This window comes from Arsenicicoccus sp. UBA7492 (assembly GCF_002479615.1).
In the GTDB taxonomy this organism is placed as follows: Bacteria; Actinomycetota; Actinomycetes; order Actinomycetales; family Dermatophilaceae; genus Arsenicicoccus; species Arsenicicoccus bolidensis.
Map to the genome: position 1 here is coordinate 12,055 of NZ_DLOE01000012.1, position 18,029 is coordinate 30,083.

The 18,029-nt window shown below is 72.7% G+C and carries 13 protein-coding genes; 7 read left to right on the forward strand and 6 right to left on the reverse strand.

From position 1 onward, the window contains the following. Positions 1-39: 39 nt before the first annotated feature. The 3 genes from B4E97_RS03455 to B4E97_RS03465 form a co-directional block, all read right to left on the reverse strand. Positions 40-1,308, reverse strand: coding sequence for an SPFH domain-containing protein (locus B4E97_RS03455; RefSeq protein ID WP_286958712.1), 1,269 nt, complete (start codon positions 1,306-1,308; stop codon positions 40-42). Between the two features lie 3 nt (positions 1,309-1,311). Continuing rightward, complete coding sequence (locus B4E97_RS03460) at positions 1,312-1,776, reverse strand: NfeD family protein (protein WP_019284843.1); 465 nt, start codon at positions 1,774-1,776, stop codon at positions 1,312-1,314. A 138-nt stretch (positions 1,777-1,914) separates the two neighbouring features. Further along, positions 1,915-2,709, reverse strand: a complete 795-nt coding sequence (locus B4E97_RS03465; protein ID WP_029210084.1) for an ABC transporter ATP-binding protein — start codon at positions 2,707-2,709, stop codon at positions 1,915-1,917. Positions 2,710-2,750: 41 nt separating this feature from the next. Here B4E97_RS03465 and B4E97_RS03470 point away from each other — a divergent pair, with 41 nt between their 5' ends. Next, a complete protein-coding gene (locus B4E97_RS03470) occupies positions 2,751-3,512 on the forward strand; it encodes a hypothetical protein (RefSeq protein ID WP_286958714.1) in 762 nt (253 codons plus the stop codon). 155 nt (positions 3,513-3,667) lie between these two features. Then, on the forward strand, positions 3,668-4,642 hold the full coding sequence (locus B4E97_RS03475; protein WP_029210082.1) for a MerR family transcriptional regulator: 975 nt from the start codon (positions 3,668-3,670) through the stop codon (positions 4,640-4,642). A gap of 238 nt (positions 4,643-4,880) precedes the next feature. Here B4E97_RS03475 and glgA read toward each other — a convergent pair whose 3' ends face one another. Then, on the reverse strand, positions 4,881-6,074 hold the full coding sequence (gene glgA, locus B4E97_RS03480; RefSeq protein WP_019284838.1) for a glycogen synthase: 1,194 nt from the start codon (positions 6,072-6,074) through the stop codon (positions 4,881-4,883). Positions 6,075-6,245: 171 nt separating this feature from the next. Here glgA and glgC point away from each other — a divergent pair, with 171 nt between their 5' ends. The 4 genes from glgC to cphA all read left to right on the forward strand — a co-directional run bounded on the left by glgC (position 6,246) and on the right by cphA (position 12,382). Then, a complete protein-coding gene (glgC, locus tag B4E97_RS03485; RefSeq protein ID WP_029210079.1) occupies positions 6,246-7,499 on the forward strand; it encodes a glucose-1-phosphate adenylyltransferase in 1,254 nt (417 codons plus the stop codon). Positions 7,500-7,525: 26 nt separating this feature from the next. Then, positions 7,526-8,293: a phosphoserine phosphatase SerB gene (serB, locus tag B4E97_RS03490; protein WP_286958715.1), complete on the forward strand. Its 768-nt coding sequence runs from the start codon at positions 7,526-7,528 to the stop codon at positions 8,291-8,293. Positions 8,294-8,487: 194 nt separating this feature from the next. Next, a complete protein-coding gene (locus B4E97_RS03495; RefSeq protein ID WP_019284835.1) occupies positions 8,488-9,384 on the forward strand; it encodes a cyanophycinase in 897 nt (298 codons plus the stop codon). A gap of 184 nt (positions 9,385-9,568) precedes the next feature. Then, the gene (gene cphA / locus B4E97_RS03500; RefSeq protein ID WP_286955572.1) at positions 9,569-12,382 is read left to right on the forward strand and encodes a cyanophycin synthetase; all 2,814 of its coding nucleotides are present in this window, start codon (positions 9,569-9,571) and stop codon (positions 12,380-12,382) included. Positions 12,383-12,844: 462 nt separating this feature from the next. On the opposite strand, the gene B4E97_RS03505 is transcribed toward cphA, so the two are convergent. Further along, positions 12,845-15,097, reverse strand: a complete 2,253-nt coding sequence (locus B4E97_RS03505) for a tetratricopeptide repeat protein (RefSeq protein WP_286958716.1) — start codon at positions 15,095-15,097, stop codon at positions 12,845-12,847. Positions 15,098-15,335: 238 nt separating this feature from the next. Between B4E97_RS03505 and B4E97_RS03510 the strand changes: the two genes are divergently transcribed. After that, the gene (locus B4E97_RS03510; protein ID WP_286958718.1) at positions 15,336-17,114 is read left to right on the forward strand and encodes an ABC-F family ATP-binding cassette domain-containing protein; all 1,779 of its coding nucleotides are present in this window, start codon (positions 15,336-15,338) and stop codon (positions 17,112-17,114) included. A gap of 81 nt (positions 17,115-17,195) precedes the next feature. Here the strand turns inward: B4E97_RS03510 and fabI are convergent, their stop codons facing one another. Continuing rightward, positions 17,196-17,957, reverse strand: coding sequence for an enoyl-ACP reductase FabI (gene fabI, locus B4E97_RS03515; RefSeq protein WP_029210074.1), 762 nt, complete (start codon positions 17,955-17,957; stop codon positions 17,196-17,198). Positions 17,958-18,029 lie beyond the last annotated feature (72 nt).

The window sequence follows — 18,029 nt, forward strand, 5'->3', positions numbered from 1 at the left end:
GGGCACATGCTGATCAGGCCGTATGCCGTGCGCCCGCCGTCAGCGCGGCTCGCTGCCAGGCGGCGGCGGGGTCGGGCCGGCGGGCGGCTCGACGTGGGGCGCGGCCGGCGGCTCGGCGGCCGGCATCGCCTGGGTCGGCGCCGTCGGCATACCGGCGGGGTCCGTGGTCACGTCCGGGGCCAGGTCGGGCTGCCCGGGCGTGGTGACCGGGTCCGCCGCGGGGGCCGCTGCCGACGGCATGGACGCGGAGGCCCCGCCGCGACGGCGGTCCTGGGCGTGGTCCTCGGCCTCGCGCTCGGTGGCCTGCGCCTGGCTGCGGGCCTCGCGCAGGGCCTCGGCCGGGTCCTGCAGCTGCACGTCGTCGAAGGCCGCGCGGGACAGCTCGGCGTCCGCCGGCGTGTAGGGGTCGGACGCGTCGCTGCCCCAGCCGCCGCCCTTGGTGTCGGTGCCGCCGAGCGCGGAGCCGATGCCCTTGAGCGCCTCGGTGAGCTCGGACGGGATGACCCACAGCTTGTTGGCGTCGCCGCGGGCGAGCTGCGGCAGGACCTGGAGGTACTGGTAGGCGAGGAGCTTCTGGTCGGGCTTGCCGCGGTGGATGGCGTCGAAGACCTGGGTGATGGCGCGGGACTGACCCTGCGCCTCGAGGATGCGGGCCTGGGCCGAGCCCTCGGCGCGCAGGATCGAGGACTGCTTCTCGCCCTCGGCGGTCAGGATCTGGGACTGCTTGACGCCCTCGGCCGTGAGGATCGCGGCGCGACGGTCACGCTCGGCGCGCATCTGCTTCTCCATCGAGTCCTGCACGGAGTGCGGCGGGTCGATGGCCTTGAGCTCGACGCGGTTGACGCGGATGCCCCACTTGCCGGTGGCCTCGTCGAGGACGCCGCGCAGCTGGGCGTTGATCTGGTCGCGCGAGGTCAACGTCTGCTCGAGGTCGAGGGATCCGATGACGTTGCGGAGCGTGGTGACCGTCAGCTGCTCGATGCCCTGGATGAAGTTGGCGATCTCGTAGACGGCGGACTTGGCGTCGATCACCGAGTAGTAGATGACCGTGTCGATGGAGACGACCAGGTTGTCGCTCGTGATCACGGGCTGCGGCGGGAAGGACACCACCTGCTCGCGCAGGTCGATGTTGGCGCGCACCTTGTCGAAGAACGGGACGAGCAGGTGCAGGCCTGCCGTCAGCGTCCGCGAGTAGCCGCCCAGCCGTTCGATGATCAGGGCGGTCTGCTGCGGCACGATCTTGATGGTCTTGGCGATGACGATCACCGCGAAGAGAACCAGGATGCCGAGGACGATCAGGGTCTCCATGGGTCAGATGCCTTCCCGGCTGTCCGCAGCGTCGGCAACGACGGCGGTAGCCCCCTCGATGGACACCACCCGGACCTCCTGGCCCGGGGGTATGGCGGGTTGCCCCGCCTGGGTGCGCGCCGTCCACGTCTCCCCCGCGAGCTTGATCAGCCCGCTCGTGGTGGTCACCGTCTCGGTGACCAGGGCTGCGCGCCCGATGTTGGCACCAGCACCGATGCTGGTGTCCGGCGCGACGGTGAACCGCCGCTTGACCATGGGCCGCACCAGGAGGACGAGCAGCAGGGCGACCACGACGGCGACGACGACCTGCACCGCGAACCCGCCGCCCAGCGCGGCCGTGACGGCTCCCGCCAGGGAGCCTCCCGCCAGCATCAGCCAGAAGAAGTCGACGCTGGCCGCCTCGATGGCCCCCAGGATCAGGGCCAGTCCCACCCAGGCCAGCCAGCCGTTGTCAGCGAACCACTCCATGTCGTCCTACTCTCCTCGTCTCCAGCACGCCGGGCACCACGGGGTGCGCCTGCGGCGCGGACACTTGTATGACGCCCCCCGCGCCCCTGCGGTTCCCCGCGTGGGTCATCGTCGTGGGGGTGATCCGCGCGGGGACGGTCACTCCCCGTCCGGGCGGGCGCGGGCGGCATACCGCTCGCCGTGCTGCTCGAGGACCAGGGGCAGGCCGAAGGTCTCGGACAGGTTGTCCTCGGTGAGAGTGAGCTCGAGCGGCCCGGCGGCCACGACCATGCCGTCGCGCAGGAGCAGCACGTCGGTGAAGCCCGGCGGGATCTCCTCGACGTGGTGGGTGACCAGGACCAGGGCCGGTGACATGACGTCCTGGGCCAGCTCGCCGAGGCGACGCACCAGGTCCTCGCGGCCCCCGAGGTCGAGGCCGGCGGCGGGCTCGTCGAGGAGCATCAGCTCGGGGTCGGCCATGAGGGCGCGGGCGATCTGGACGCGCTTGCGCTCCCCCTCGCTCAGGGTCCCGAAGGTCCGGTCCGCCAGGTGCGCCACGCCGAGGGTGCCGAGCAGTTCGTCGGCGCGCTCCTCGTCCAGCTCGTCATAGCTCTCGCGCCAGCGCCCGATCACTGCGTAGGTCGCCGTCAGCACCACGTCGCGCACCCGCTCCGAGAGGGGGACGCGCTCGGCCGTGGCGGCGCTGGCGATGCCGATGCGGGGACGCAGCTCGAAGACGTCGACCGCGCCCAGGGTCTCGCCGAGGATGCTCGCCGATCCGCTCGTCGGGTGCATGCGCGCGGCGGCCAGCTGCAGCAGCGTCGACTTGCCAGCACCGTTGGGGCCCAGCACGACCCAGCGCTGCCCCTCCTCGATCTCCCAGTCGATCCCCTCGACCAGCGTGGTGTCGCCACGGCGGACCGTGACATCGTCGAACTCGAGGACGTCGCTCATGCTCCGACCCTATGGCACCTCGCGCGCCTACGATGGACGGGATGTCCGAGCTGCCCCTGTCGTGTCGGCTGTCCCTGTGGGTGACGAGCGCGTATGCCGGCCGCCTGCCCCTCGATCGCGCCCTGGTGGCCGCGGCGGCCGAGCTGGACCACGTCTCCGGAGCCGAGCGCGTGCAGGACTGGAGCGCCCTCGGCGAGCGCGTCGTGGCGGTGGCCCTGCCCCGCGCCGGAGCCACCGCCTCGGTGCCGCGCGGCAACCCGGAGCTGGCGGGGGCGGCGGCCGGGGCGGGCGAGTGCTGCTACTCCCCCGCGCTGGGCGTGGCGCTGGTCCCGACCGTCGAGCCGTTCGGGCCTGCGGGGGACGTCGGGTGGGCGGCGCGGTTCACGGCATACGACTGCGACCCGGTGCCGACCCACCGGCTAGAGATGCTGTCGGTCCGCGAGGCGGAACGGGCCCTGCGGGCCGAGATCGCCTCGGCGACGGAGAATCTCGCGTCGCTGGGCGCGGTGTGGGGCGCTGCCGCGCGGGACGTGGCCGACGAGGCGCTGGGCTCGCAGCGCTGGGGCCTGCCGCCCGACCTGCCCGTCCGCGCGGTGTCGATGATCACCCTGGCCGCGACGGTCGGGCGCATCGCCGACCTGGGGCTCGAGGCGGCCGACCCGTCGCTCGTCGCGGGCGAGGCCGGACGCCGGCTCCAGGCGCTGCGCCGGCTCCAGCGGGCGGCGGACGAGGCGCTGGAGACGGCCACCAACGTGGCGGCGCTGGCGATCGCGGGCTACCTCCCCGCCGACCGCCTCCCCTGACCCCGCCTCCACGTCCCGTTGTTCGCGCTCCCCCGCCCCCTCCCACGATCGTGAGTGTTTCCTCCAACATCCTTGGACCGAACACTCACGATCTCGGGGCTGGGGTCAGCCCTGGGGATTGACCCTCCACCAGGTCGAGGGTCCAGGCTCGGCGCATGACAGACCTCCTCGGGATCGGTGAGCTCGCCCAGGCGAGCGGGCTGACCGTGTCCGCGCTGCGCTTCTACGACACCCATGCCGTCCTGGTGCCGGCGGTGGTCGACGAGCGGACGGGCTACCGGCGGTATGCCGTCGACCAGGTCGTCGCGGCCCGCGTCATCGCCGGGCTGCGGCGTATCGGCCTGCCCGTCGCCGAGATGCCCACGGTGCTGGAGCGGCTCGACGACGCCGAGCAGGTCGCCGGCATCCTCCACGCGCACCTCACCCACCTCGAGGCGGGCGTGGCCGGCGCCCGCCTCGAGGTGGCACGGCTGCTGCGCCTGCTCGGCTCTGACGACGACGTCCCAGGAGTGCCTGTGCTCCCGCCGCAGCCCGAGCTACGTTTCCCGGCCAGCGGGTTCGAGCACGCCCTGCGTCGGGTGGAGTTCGCCGTGGCGACCCACGACGAGGCGGGGGCGCTGGGCGGCATACACCTGCGCGCCGCAGGCGGGGTCTGCACGTGGGTGGCGACCGACCGCTATCGCCTGGCCACCACGACCTGCCCTGTGTCTCAGGCGGACTGGGGGGCCACCCTGGCGCCGGCGCTGCTCCGGCAGGCGCTCGAGGACCAGGCGGACGGCGAGGTGCGGCTCCGGCCCGACCTGCCGACCGTCGACGGGGACTATCCGGACGTGGAGCGGATGCGGACCTACCTCGGGCAGGGGCGACACCGCGTGGTGGACCGAGCCGCCCTCCCGGAGCTGCTGGTCGACGCCGAGCCCGGTCGGGTGCGGCTCGAGCACCTCCTGCTGGACGGCGAGCTGCTCCGGGAGGCGGTCGAGGCGTTGCCGGGAGATCAGCTCATGCTCGAGCTCGACGGGCCGCTCGCCCCGATCGCCCTGCGCGACCCGCATGACGGCAGCACCTGGACGCTGCTCATGCCGATCCGTGACGACACCATCTCCTCCGACCCGGACCGCGAGGGAGCGTGAGCGTCCTCGTCCACCGGTGCCGCACGTGCGGGCACGACGTGGTGTGGCACGAGCCGCGGGAGGCGGGCTACACCAGGTGCGGGTGCTGCCGGGCCGGGCGTCCCGACCGCGACCCGGAGCCGACGCTGCGGGAGACGAGGACCTGGCGCTCCGAGCCCGAGCCCCTGTGGGAGCCGGGCGCCCTCCGCAACGCGGGCACCATGCACGCCATACGGCTCTGCGACTGCGACCGCTGCCGTCAGGCGTCGAGGACGGCGCGATAGACCTCGAGGGTCTTGTCGCCGATCGCCGCCCACGAGAAGTGCTCGACCGCGCGGCGTCGACCGGCGCGGCCCATCTCGCGCGCCCGCTCGACGTCGGACACCGCGTCGGTGAGAGCGGCGGCCAGGTCGGCGACGAACGTCTCCTCGTCCAGCGGGGTGCCGGAGCCGTCCTGCACCTGCTCGATGGGGACGAGCCAGCCCGTCTCGCCGTCGACGACGACCTCCGGGATGCCGCCGGTGGCCGTGGCGACCACGGCCGCCTCGCAGGCCATCGCCTCGAGGTTGACGATGCCGAGCGGCTCGTAGATCGAGGGGCACGCGAACACCGTGCACGCCGACTCCAGCGCCACGATCTCGTTGCGGGGCAGGTGCTCGGCGATCCAGACGACGCCGTCGCGGCGCGTCTTGAGGTCGTCGATGAGGGCCGTGACCTCGGCCTTGATCTCCGGGGTGTCGGGGGCTCCGGCGGCCAGCACCAGCTGCACGCCCTCGGGCAGGCGGGCGGCGGCCTTGATGAGATAGGGCAGCCCCTTCTGCCGGGTGATGCGGCCCACGAAGCAGACGAACGGCCGGTCCGGGTCGATGCCGTACTTCTCGAGCACCGCCGGGTCCGGCCCGGGCTTCCAGTCCTCGGAGTCGATCCCGTTGTGCACCACGTGGACCCGCGCGGGATCGAGCGCTGGGTAGCACCGCAGGATGTCCTCGCGCATGCCCGCCGAGACGGCGATGACGCCCGCCGCGGCCTCGTAGGCCGACCGCTCCACGAAGGACGAGAGCGCGTAACCGCCACCGAGCTGCTCGGCCTTCCACGGGCGCAGCGGCTCCAGCGAGTGGGCCGAGATGACGTGCGGGATGCCGTTGAGCAGCGACGCGACGTGCCCGCCGAAGTTGGCGTACCACGTGTGCGAGTGCACCAGGTCTGCCCCTGCCACGTCGGCCGCGATCCGCAAGTCCGTGCCCATCGTCACGAGGGCTGCGTTGGCCCCGGAGAGCTCGGGCAGGTCGGCATACCCGGTCGTCCCCTCCTCGTCCCGGGGGCCGCCGAAGCAGCGCACCTGGACGTCGATGTCGCCGCGGGACCGCAGGGCCCGGACGAGCTCGGTGACGTGCACCCCGGCGCCGCCGTAGACCTGGGGCGGGTATTCCTTGCTCACGATGTCGACTCGCACGGGACGAACCTATCCGGCGACGGGGCGGGCCGCTCGTCCAGCGCCGACGACGCGTCTGCCGGAGTCGAATTCGCCGTCGAGCCCGGAGTCGAATTCCGGGCCCGCCACGATTCCCCGCCACGGCCGATCCCTCCCGTGGCAGGCCGATCCCGACGACCTTAGGGTGAGGGCATGTACAACCGCCGCGGCCACAAGAAGGTCCTCGCCATCGTCCTCGCAGGTGGAGAGGGCAAGCGACTCATGCCCCTCACCGCCGACCGCGCCAAGCCGGCCGTCCCGTTCGGCGGCAACTACCGGCTCATCGACTTCGCGCTGTCCAACGTCGTCAACAGCGGCTTCCTCAAGGTCGTCGTGCTGACGCAGTACAAGTCGCACAGCCTCGACCGGCACGTGTCCCGCACCTGGCGCATGTCGCAGATGCTCGGCAACTACGTCACCAACGTGCCGGCGCAGCAGCGCATCGGCAAGGAGTGGTACCGCGGGTCCGCCGACGCGATCTACCAGTCCATGAACCTCATCCGTGACGAGGACCCGGACATCATCGTCGTCGTGGGTGCCGACCACGTCTATCGCATGGACTTCTCGCAGATGGTCGCCCAGCACATCGACACCGACGCCGCGTGCACCGTCGCCGCGATCCGTCAGCCGCGGTCGATGGCGGACCAGTTCGGCGTCATCGACGTCGAGCCGAGCAACCCCTCCAAGATCCGCGAGTTCCTCGAGAAGCCCACCGACCCGGCCGGCCTGCCGGACTCCCCCGACGAGATCCTCGCGTCCATGGGCAACTACGTCTTCACCAAGGACGCCCTGGTCGAGGCGCTCGAGAGCGACAACGCGCGCGACGACACCAAGCACGACATGGGAGGCGACATCGTCCCGGCCTTCGTCGACGCCGGTGACGCCTATGTCTACGACTTCAAGGACAACATCGTCCCGGGCGAGACCGAGCGCGACCACGGCTACTGGCGCGACGTCGGCACGATGGACTCCTACTACGACGCCCACATGGAGCTCGTGTCGCTCAACCCGGTCTTCAACCTCTACAACATGGAGTGGCCGATCTTCACGCAGATGGAGTCGCTGCCCCCGGCCAAGTTCGTCACCGGGATGGCGTCGCGCGCCGCCAAGGTCACCAACTCCACCGTCTGCCCCGGCGTGGTGGTGTCCGGCTCCGAGGTCACGACCTCCGTGCTGTCGCCCGGCGTCAAGCTCAACTCCTACTCCACCGTCGAGGGCTCGGTGCTCTTCGACGACGTGGTGGTCCACCGCAACGCCACGGTCCACAAGGCCGTCCTCGACAAGGGCGTCGACGTCCCCGAGGGCGCGATGGTCGGCGTGGACAAGGAGCACGACCGGGCCCGCGGCTACTACGTGACGGAGTCCGGGATCACGGTGGTGGGCAAGGGAGTCCAGATCGTTCCTTGAGCAAGGAGCCATGACCACGACGTCGTATGCCGGACAGCCCACCGGCATACGACGTCGCCGTCTCTAGGCTGGGCACCGTGCCCGACGACACCCCCGCCGCTCCTCTGGTCCGCCGCCCCGAGGTGCTCGAGCGCACGCGGGTCGCGCTGACCGAGGGGCCGCCGCTGCTGCTCACCGACGTCGACTCCACCCTCATCGGGGACGAGGTCATCGAGCTGCTCGCCGCGCACGCGGGCAAGGAGCCCGAGGTGCGGGCGGTGACCGAGGCCGCCATGCGGGGCGAGCTCGACTTCGCGCAGAGCCTGCACGCCCGCGTGGCGGTCCTCGAGGGGCTGCCCGTCACGGTCGTCGAGGCGGTGCGGGCCGCGGTGCGGGTGACGCCCGGCGCGCAGGAGCTCGTCGACGCCGTGACGGCCGCGGGCGGCGTGGTGGGCGTCGTGTCGGGCGGGTTCGTCGAGGTCGTCGGCCCGCTCGCGGAGACGATGCGGATCCACCACGCGGTCGCCAACACCCTCGAGGTGAGCGACGGACGCCTGACCGGGCGCGTGACCGGCGAGGTGGTGGACCGCGCCGTCAAGGCCCGGGTGCTGCGGGAGCTGGCCGAGCGGCACGGCATCCCGATGGAGCGGACGATCGCGGTGGGCGACGGCGCCAACGACCTGGACATGCTGGAGGCTGCCGGGCTCGGCGTGGCCTTCGCCGCCAAGCCCGCGCTGGCCGACCGCGCCGACGTGTGCCTGCCCGGCCCCCGCCTCGACGACCTGATCGAGCTCCTGGGACTCCCCCGCGCCTGACCTCCGGCTGAGATGAGGCAGCCGGACGAGCACCTCGCGACCGACCCTGACGGACCGGCCCGCACCCGTCGCACGGTGGACGGGATCGTCTCGCTCTGCGGCGCGGCGACCCCGGGCTCCCGCAGCAGCGGCCTAGGGTGGCCCGAGCGCGCCGTGGTCCGTGCGCTGCCATGACACCGGGAGTTGATCCGCACATGTCCGCCCAGCCGGAGCCGACCATCCATCGTTCGCTGCTCATCATCGGCGGCGCCGAGGACAAGATGGGCCGGGCGACGGTGCTGCGGCGCTTCGTGCGGCTGGCCGGCGGCGAGCGGGCACGCATGGTCGTGATCCCCTCCGCCTCCGCGTTCGCCGACGAGGCCGCCGAGGTCTACGCCGACGTCTTCGCCCGGCTGGGGGCGGAGCGCACGGTCACCGTCGACATCCAGAGCCGCGCCGAGGCCGACCGCACCGACGAGGGCTGCGGGGCCGCTGCCATCGACGAGGCCACCGGCATCTTCATGACCGGCGGCAACCAGCTCAAGCTCGCCCAGCTCATCGGCGGCACCGAGGTCGGCCGGGCGATCCACCGGGCCTACGAGCGGGGCGCCGTCATCGCCGGCACGTCGGCCGGCGCCTCGATCATGAGTCGCTTCATGATCTCCATGGGTGACGAGGGCATCACCCCGCGGCAGCGCTCCAGCCAGCTCACGGCCGGGCTCGACCTGCTGCCCGACGTCATCGTCGACCAGCACTTCGCGCAGCGCACGCGCTACGGACGGCTGCTGTCCCTCGTGGCCGGGTCCCCCGCGCTGCTCGGCATGGGCATCGACGAGGACACCGCGGCCGAGATCACCGACGGCCGCGTCCTCACCGTCATAGGCGACGGCGGCGTCTTCATCGCCGACGCCCGACGGGCCGTCACCGACGCCTACGAGGCCGCCGAGGACGCACCGCTGCTGGTCAGCGGCGCCGTCGTCCACACGCTGCCGGCCGGGTCGACCTTCGACCTGCAGACGGCCACCCTCATGAGCTTCTCCGAGATGCACCCCGACGTCGACGTGCGCCGCTCCGAGCGCGAGCACCCGGACGGGTCCTCGCCCGTCGCCTGAGCCGTCTCCGAGCGAGAGGGCGGCCCGTCGAGGCGGCGGTCCCGGCATACGGCCGCTGGTCTCACCTGCTCGACCTCGGGCGCAGCCTGCTCACCCCGTCTCACCCCCTCCCAGCACGGACGAAAGGGACAGGGAGGTCGGGTGCCGCTAACGTGGGGGCCGCATCCCCAGCCAGGAGGTCTCCATGGATAGCGCACGTCCCAGCCCCTCCGGGCCGGCCCGACCCGACCTGCGGGTCCTGTCCCAGCGGGTCTACCGCGGGCCCAACGTCTGGTCCTACGAGCAGGCGATCCACCTCGTCGTGGACCTCGGCATCCTGGAGGAGTACCCGACCGACCTGCTCCCGGGCTTCACCGAGCGCCTGGTCGAGCTGCTGCCGGGGCTGCAGCGGCACACCTGCTCGATCGGCACACCGGGGGGCTTCGTCCAGCGGATGCAGGACGGCACCTGGCTGGGTCACGTGGCCGAGCACGTCGCGCTCCAGCTGCAGCAGGAGGCCGGGCACGACCTGCGCCGCGGCAAGACGCGCTCCGTGCGCGGCAAGGCCGGCCAGTACAACGTGATCCTGGGCTACATCGACGAGACCGTCGCCCTGGCCGCCTGCGAGCTGGCCGTCCGCCTCGTCAACGACCTGGTCGAGCACGACGAGGCCTTCGACTTCGAGGCCGAGCTGGACGCCTTCCTCCGGCTCGCGCAGCGTCAGGCCTACGGCCCGTCCACGATGGCCATCCTCGAGGAGGCCGTCAGCCGCGACATCCCGTGGCAGCGCCTCAACCGCGGCTCGCTCGTCCAGCTCGGCCAGGGCGTCCACGCCAAGCGGTTCCGGGCCACGATGACCTCGCTCACCGGTGCCCTGGCCGTCGACATCGCCTCGGACAAGGACCTCACCGCGCAGCTGCTGGCCTCCGCCGGCCTGCCGGTGCCCAAGAGCGAGCTGGTGCGCGACGTCGACGACGCGGTGGCCGCGGCCCGCCGCATCGGCTACCCCGTCGTCGTCAAGCCGCTCGACGGCAACCACGGTCGCGGCGTCTGCCTCGACCTGCGCGACGAGCAGGACGTGCGAGAGTCCTTCCCCATCGCCCAGGACCAGTCCCGGCGCGGGTCGGTCATGGTCGAGTCCTTCGTGACCGGCAAGGACTACCGCTGCCTGATCATCGGCGGCCGCATGCAGGCCATCGCCGAGCGAGTCCCCGCGCACGTCGTCGGGGACGGCGAGCACACCGTCGCCGAGCTCGTCGACATCACCAACGAGGACCCGCGGCGCGGCGTCGGCCATGAGAAGGTCCTCACCAAGATCAAGGTTGACGAGGCTGCCGTCGAGCTCGTCCAGTCGCAGGGCTACGCGATGGACGCGGTGGTGCCGAGCGGCGAGATGGTCAAGCTCGCCCTCACCGCCAACATGTCCACCGGCGGGATCTCGATCGACCGCACCTGGGACGCGCACCCCGACAACGTCGACGTCGCCGAGGAGGCCGCCCGGCTCATCGGGCTGGACGTCGCGGGCATCGACTTCATCTGCCCGGACATCACCGAGCCGGTGCGCGAGACCGGCGGCGCGATCTGCGAGGTCAACGCGGCGCCCGGCTTCCGCATGCACACGCACCCCACGGTCGGCGAGCCGCAGTTCATCGCCAAGCCGGTCGTCGACCTGCTGTTCCCGCCCGGCTCCCCCTCTCGGGTGCCGATCATCGCCGTGACCGGCACCAACGGCAAGACGACGACCAGCCGGATGATCTCCCACATCTTCAAGGGGCTCGGGCGCAAGGTCGGCATGACCTCCACCGACGGCGTCGTCATCGACGAGCGCCTCGTCATCAAGGCGGACGCGTCCGGCCCGCGCTCGGCGCGCATGGTCCTGCAGAACCCCCGCGTCGACCTCGCCGTCATGGAGGTCGCCCGCGGAGGCATCATCCGCGAGGGCCTCGGCTACGACCGCAACGACGTCGCCGTCGTCACCAACGTCGCGGCAGACCACCTGGGGCTCAAGGGGATCGACACCCTCGAGCAGCTCGCGGCCGTCAAGCGCGTGGTGGTCGAGGCGGTCCCCCGCAGCGGCTACGCCGTCCTCAACGCGGACGACCCCAACGTCCGCGCCATGCGCCGCCGCTGCTCCGGCTCGGTCGTGTGGTTCTCGCTCAAGGCACCCGGGTCCGACGAGCGCACCATGATCGACGAGCACTGCCGCCGCGGTGGTCGCGCCGTGGTGCTCGAGGAGACCGAGCGCGGCGAGATGATCGTCATCCGGCAGGGTCGGCGCACCATGCAGCTGGCGTTCACCCACCTGCTGCCGTCGACCTTCGAGGGCACCGCGCGCATGAACGTCGCCAACGCCCTCGCCGCCGCCGGTGCGGCCTTCGCCCTCGGCGCGCCGCTGCAGGACATCCGCCAGGGGCTGCGCACCTTCACCACGAGCTACTACCTCTCCCCCGGCCGCATGAACCTCCTCACCGTCACCGGCCGCCAGATCATCGTCGACTACTGCCACAACGCGGCCGGGATGCGGATGCTGGGTGACTTCGCCCAGCGGTATGCCGACCGCCAGGAGGAACGCGGGGCCGGCGGCACGGTGCGCCGCATCGGCCTGGTCGCGACCGCCGGCGACCGCCGGGACGACGACATGGCCGAGCTCGGCGCCGTCGCCGCCGAGTACTTCGACAGCATCATCGTGCGCGACGACGCCCACCTGCGCGGGCGCGCCCCGGGCGAGCAGGCCGAGCACGTGGCGCGCGGCATACGGCAGTCGCAGGAGGCCGGGCGGGCCCGGTGCACCGAGGTGGAGGTCGTGCTCAACGAGCTCGACGCCACCGACCGGGCGCTGGAGATCGCCGAGCCCGGCGACCTCGTCGTGCTCTGCGTCGACAAGCACGCGCAGGTCATGGAGCGCCTCGAGCAGCGGACCAAGGTCGCGACCCCGCGTGGCGACAACGAGCAGGACGGCCGGGCGTACGACCCCGACTTCGTGCTCGACAAGGACGCCGCGGAGGCCGAGACCGCCTGAGCACCCGCGTCCTTCGCAGCGAGCGCGCCACCCCGATCGCGGGGCGGCGCGCTCGTCGCGTGCGGTGGCAACCGCGGACCGCAGTTTATGAGCTGGGAGCCCATGAAGGAGTGGCTGGAGGCGTCCACGTCAGCACTTTGTGAGCTGGGAGCCCACGAAGGATCGGCTGGAGGCGTCCGGGAGGGGCGTGGGCGACACGTCGTGAGCTGGGAGCTCAGTTCGGGTCGCCTGGAGGCGTCCGGGAGGGGCGTGGGCGACACGTCGTGAGCTGGGAGCTCAGTTCGGGTCGTCCGGAGGCGTCGGGGAGTCGCGTGGGCGGCACGTCGTGAGCTGGGAGCTCAGTTTGGGTCGCCTGGAGGCGTCCGGGAGGGGCGTGGGCGGCACGTCGTGAGCTGGGAGCTCAGTTTGGGTCGCCTGGAGGTGCCGGGAAGGCGCGTGGGCGACACATGGTGAGCTGGGAGCTCAGGACGCGCTGACGGAGGTGTCCCTCGAGGCGGCGGCGTCCTGCTCGCGCATGATCTCCACGCGGCGGTGCAGCCCGTCGCGGTAGTAGTCGTCGTCCGGCGTCGCCGCACGCCGCAGCAGAGCGTCGATGAGCGAGGCCACCGCTTCCTGGGCGTGCCCGGCGTCGATCTGGGCGAGGGCGCGGAAGGCGACGTACGCGCCGCTGTCCTGGCGCCGGACGTCCACGGACTCGAGCATCGCGAGCGCCTCGGCGGGTTGCCCCTGGCGGCGCACGGCCGACGCCTCGCTGATCAGGGAGCGGGTGCGCCACGGCTCGTCGAGCCCGGCCTCGCGGGCCTGCCGGAAGAGCTCGATGGCGGCCGACTCCTCGTCGCCCCGGTTGCGATAGGCCGCGAGCTCGAAGAGCAGCCGGCCGTCGGACGGCGACTTGGCCAGCAGACCCTCGATGGTCGCCACCCGCTCGGCGATGGTGGCCGCGGTGTCGGCGCGGAGCGCGCGGAGGGTCTCCTCGTGCTCGTGCTCGCCACGAGCACGCTTGACCTTGGCCCGGATCGAGGAGGCGGTGTCGGGGCGGGCGCCCTGCTCGAGCAGCCAGGCGTTGAGCTCCGGCCAGTCGGCGTGCACCATGACCGCGACGACGTCGCCGTTGCCGGCCTGGCCGAGGATGCCCTGCAGTCCCTCGAGCTCGGAGGGATAGGAGTCGACCTCGGCCACGCCGACGCGGGACAGCCCGATCCGCAGGTGGGCCTCGAGGTCCTCGCGGGTGCGGTTGCGCAGGTAGCGCTCCTTGTGGACGACGTGCACGACGTCGGCGCTCGACCCGGCCATGGCGCCCATGGACTCGAGGATCTCGTCGGTGCGGTCCCCGCCGGTGCCCACCCCGAGGTGGAAGCGGGCGCCTGGTCGCGTGAGCCCGCGGGCGACCTCGATGAGGGCCTGGAGGCCGTCCTCGTTGTGCGCCATGTCGAGGATGACGGTCGCGGCGCCGCCGGACGGCGCGCGCACGGTGTAGGTGTTGAGGCGGCCCGGGTTGTGCTCCCCGTCGGGGGCAAAGGTGCGCAGCCCCTCGACGACGGCCTCCCGCGGCAGACCGAGACCGAGGGCGGTCGCAGCGGCGGCGAGGGCGTTGGCGGTGTTGTGGCGGGACAGCCCGGCCATGGTCATCGGCACGTCGGTCAGCGGCAGCAGCCGGTCGACCTCGCCGTTGCGCTCCAGCACCGCGATGGCGTCGTCGAGCACCGTGATGCCCCGACCGCCGTCGTCCACGGCCTCGCGCAGCGCGGGCGAGGACGGGTCGGTGCTGAACGCCCAGGGCCGCGCCTCGGTGCCGGCGCGCATGGCCCACACGCGGGGGTCGTCGCCGTTGAGGACGGCCCACCCGTCGGGGCGGGTGACCTTGGTGACGATGGCCTTGACCTCGGCGAGCTGGTCGACCGTGTCCACGCCCTGCATCCCGAGGTGGTCCGCGGTGACGTTGGTGACGACGGAGACGTCGTTGTGGGTGACGCCGATGCCCTTGAGCAGCATGCCGCCGCGGGCGGTCTCGAGGATGCCGATCTCGACGCCGGGCTGGTGCAGCACGGCCGACGCGCCGGCCGGCCCGGAGTAGTCGCCCTCCTCGATCTCCTCGCCCTGGGCGTAGACCCCGGACGTGCTCGACCACCCTGTCCGCAGGCCGGCGGTCATGGCGATGTGGGCGACGAGGCGGGTGGTGGTGGTCTTGCCGTTGGTGCCGGTGATGGAGGCGACGGGGATCTTGGGGGTGATCGTGGTCGGTCGGGCGCCGGCCGGGGCCGTGGCGATCTGGCGGGTCGCCTCGTCCATGGCCTGCCTGGCCTCGTCGTCGTCGCCGGTCAGCAGGGCCGACAGGACCGGGCCGAGGGCCTCGGCCATCGCGACGCCGCGGCCACGGCGGCTCCACGGGAACGCGACGATGATCTCCTGCGGACGGTTGCCCGCACGCGTCTTGGTCGACAGGCCTCGTATGCCGGCGCCCGCCCCCAGGCGACGGACCAGCCGTCGCGCGAGGCGCAGCGCCATCGCCTGACGCTCCAGGGTGTGGGCGCCACCGGGGTCGGCCTGCCGCAGCCCCAGCCGCGCCGCGAGGCGCCGGGCCTGGGGTCGGCGGAGCTCGAGGATGCCGGGCACCTCCAGCACGACCTTCATGGCCGGACGCGTGAAGTAGAGGTTGGGTCCCTCGAGGACCCGCACCTCGGTCACGGTGATGGGCGTCACGGCGGCGTCAGTCATGGGGCCGATCCTAAGGGCAGGTCACGGCCCGGTCCTGCCGGTGCCGCAGGGGTGGGCGGCACCCGTCTCAGGATTGGCCTCGACGGCCGCGACGGCCTCGCCGCCGGCGTCGCAGGCCATCGTCGCAGGCCATCACCGAGCGGAACGTGGTTGAGCCGGACGGCGGATCCCTCTAGCCTGGGCGACGTGGACATCTCCTGACGACGTCGCCCTGCCACGCGCCGAGGCTCGGCCCCGCGTGGCGCACCAGACCGTCCAGGAGCACGCCTTGTCACAACCCCTGCATCCTCTCCAGAGCGCTGCCGCGTCCGGCGCCGACCACCTGCGCGTCGACGGCGTCTCCCGCACCTATCCCGACCGCCGCGTCCTGACCGACGTCTCGTTCGTCGTGAGCTCGGGCGAGATCGCCTGCGTCATCGGCGAGAACGGCTCGGGCAAGTCCACCCTGCTGCGGATCCTCGCCGGGCTCGACCGGCCGGATGCGGGGTCCGTCCAGGCCCCCGGAACCGTCGGCCTCTACCACCAGGAGCCGCCCTATCCGCTGGACCTCACGGTCGACCAGGTGCTGCGGGACGCCACGGCACCGGTGCGCGCGATGGCCGCCCGGGTGGAGCGCGAGGGCCTGGCCCTGGCGGACGGCGACCAGGGCGCCGCCGCGCGACTCGACGCCGCGATCGAGGACGCGCACCGCCACCACGCCTGGGACCTCGACCACCGCGTCGACCGGGTCGTGGCCGGCCTGGGGATCGGGCACCTGCCGCGGGACCGTCGCGCGAGCGAGCTGTCGGGCGGGCAGGTGTCGCGCCTGAGCCTGGCCTGGCTGCTGCTGCGCTCCCCCGACACGCTGCTGCTCGACGAGCCGACCAACCACCTGGACGCGGCGGCGACCGAGCTGCTGGTGGAGCTGCTGCGGACGTGGTCGGGGCCCGTCCTGGTGGCGAGCCACGACCGGGCGTTCATCGACGAGGCCGCGACCACGCTGCTGGACCTCGACCCGGCCCCGGTGGCTCACGCCGCGGTGGCCCACGACCAGGGTTCCCCCGGCTCGGGATTCGGGGTGACGCGGTTCGGTGGCAGCTACACCGACTACCTGGCGTCGCGGCGCGAGGAGCTGGAGCGCTGGGCGCGCCGCTACCGCGACGAGCAGGACGAGCTGAACCGGCTGCGGGCGCGCGTCCGCGAGGACCACACGGTCGGCAACCCGTCCCGCGGCCCCCGCACCGAGGCCCGCGGGTCCAAGAAGTTCTACTCCGACCGCAACGCCAAGGTCGTCTCGCGCCGCGTCAACGACGCCTCGACCGCCCTGGAGCGGCTGGAGGCCGAGCAGGTGCGCCGGCCCCCGGCGCGGCTGCGCTTCAGGGGATTTCGGGATCCGGCCTCGTCCGGGGGGCGGGTCGGTGGGCCGCAGCGCAGCGGGCCTCAGGGCAGCGGGCCGGTCCTCACGGCCACCGGGGTCGCCGTGACGGGCCGCCTCGCGCCGACCAGCCTGTCGCTGGGCGCGCGCTCCCGCCTCCTCGTGACGGGTCCCAACGGCTCGGGCAAGTCCACGCTGCTGGCGGTCCTCGCCGACGTCCTCGCCCCGGACGCCGGCGCCCTCACGCGCGACTCACGGCTGCGCATCGGACTGCTCGCCCAGGAGCCACCCGTCGTGGACCCGGGCCTGAGCGTCCGGGCGGCCTACGCCGCCGCGGTGGGCGAGGCGCTGGCGGAGCGCGTGCCCCTGTCGACCCACGGTCTGGTGGCGGGGCGCGACGCCGACCGTCCCGTGGGGGCGCTCAGCGTCGGTCAGCGCCGACGCCTGGACCTCGCCACCGTGCTCGCGGACCCGCCGGACGTGCTCCTGCTCGACGAGCCCACCAACCACCTGTCGCTGCTGCTGGTGACCGAGCTCGAGCGGGCGCTTCTCGACTACCCGGGCGCCGTCGTGATCGCCAGCCACGACCGGTGGCTGAGCGCGGGATGGTCCGGCGAGCGTCTGCGGCTCGAAGACGAGGCGGGCGGTCCGGCATACGACTGATGCCCGGGGACCAGCAGTCCCCGGGCACCAGCCCTCATCACGTCACCTCGCCGACGCGCCAGCGGTCAGGCGGTCAGGTGGTCACTGCCCCATCGCGTGGACGCCGCCGTCGACGTGCACGATCTCGCCCGTCGTGGCCGGGAACCAGTCGGACAGCAGGACCGCGCAGGCCTTGGCCGCGGGCTCGGCGTCCTTGACGTCCCAGCCGAGGGGCGCACGGTCGTCCCACACTCGCTCGAACTGCTCGAAGCCCGGGATCGACTTGGCCGCGGTGGTGCGGATCGGGCCGGCCGCCACCAGGTTGCAGCGGATGCCCTTGGGGCCCAGGTCGCGGGCGAGGTAGCGGTTGGTGGACTCGAACGCGGCCTTGGCGACGCCCATCCAGTCGTAGACGGGCCAGGCGAACTTCGCGTCGAAGGTGAGGCCCACGACCGAGCCGCCCTCGGCCATCAGCGGCTCGCAGGCGACGGCGAGCGACTTCAGCGAGTAGGCCGAGATCTGCAGCGCCGTGGACACGTCCTCCCACGTGGCGTCGAGAAAGCTGAAGGCCCCCTGCGGCGCGAAGCCGATGGAGTGCAGCACGCCGTCGAGCCGGTCGGTGTGCTCGCCGAGGCGCTCGGCCAAGGTGTCGAGGTGCTCCTGGTCGGACACGTCGAGCTCGATCACCGGCGGGGTCTGCGGGAGACGCTTGGCGATCGTCTGGGTGATCTTCATCGTGCGGCCGAAGCTCGTGAGGATGACCTCGGCGCCCTCCTCCTGCGCGATGCGCGCCACGTGGAAGGCGATGGAGGAGTCCATCAGGACGCCGGTGACGAGGAGCTTCTTGCCGTCGAGCATGCCCATGGGACAGGTCCTTTCGTATGACGGATGAGGGGTTGCCGGGTGTCGGGGCCGGCCGTGGTGGTCGCCGCAGGC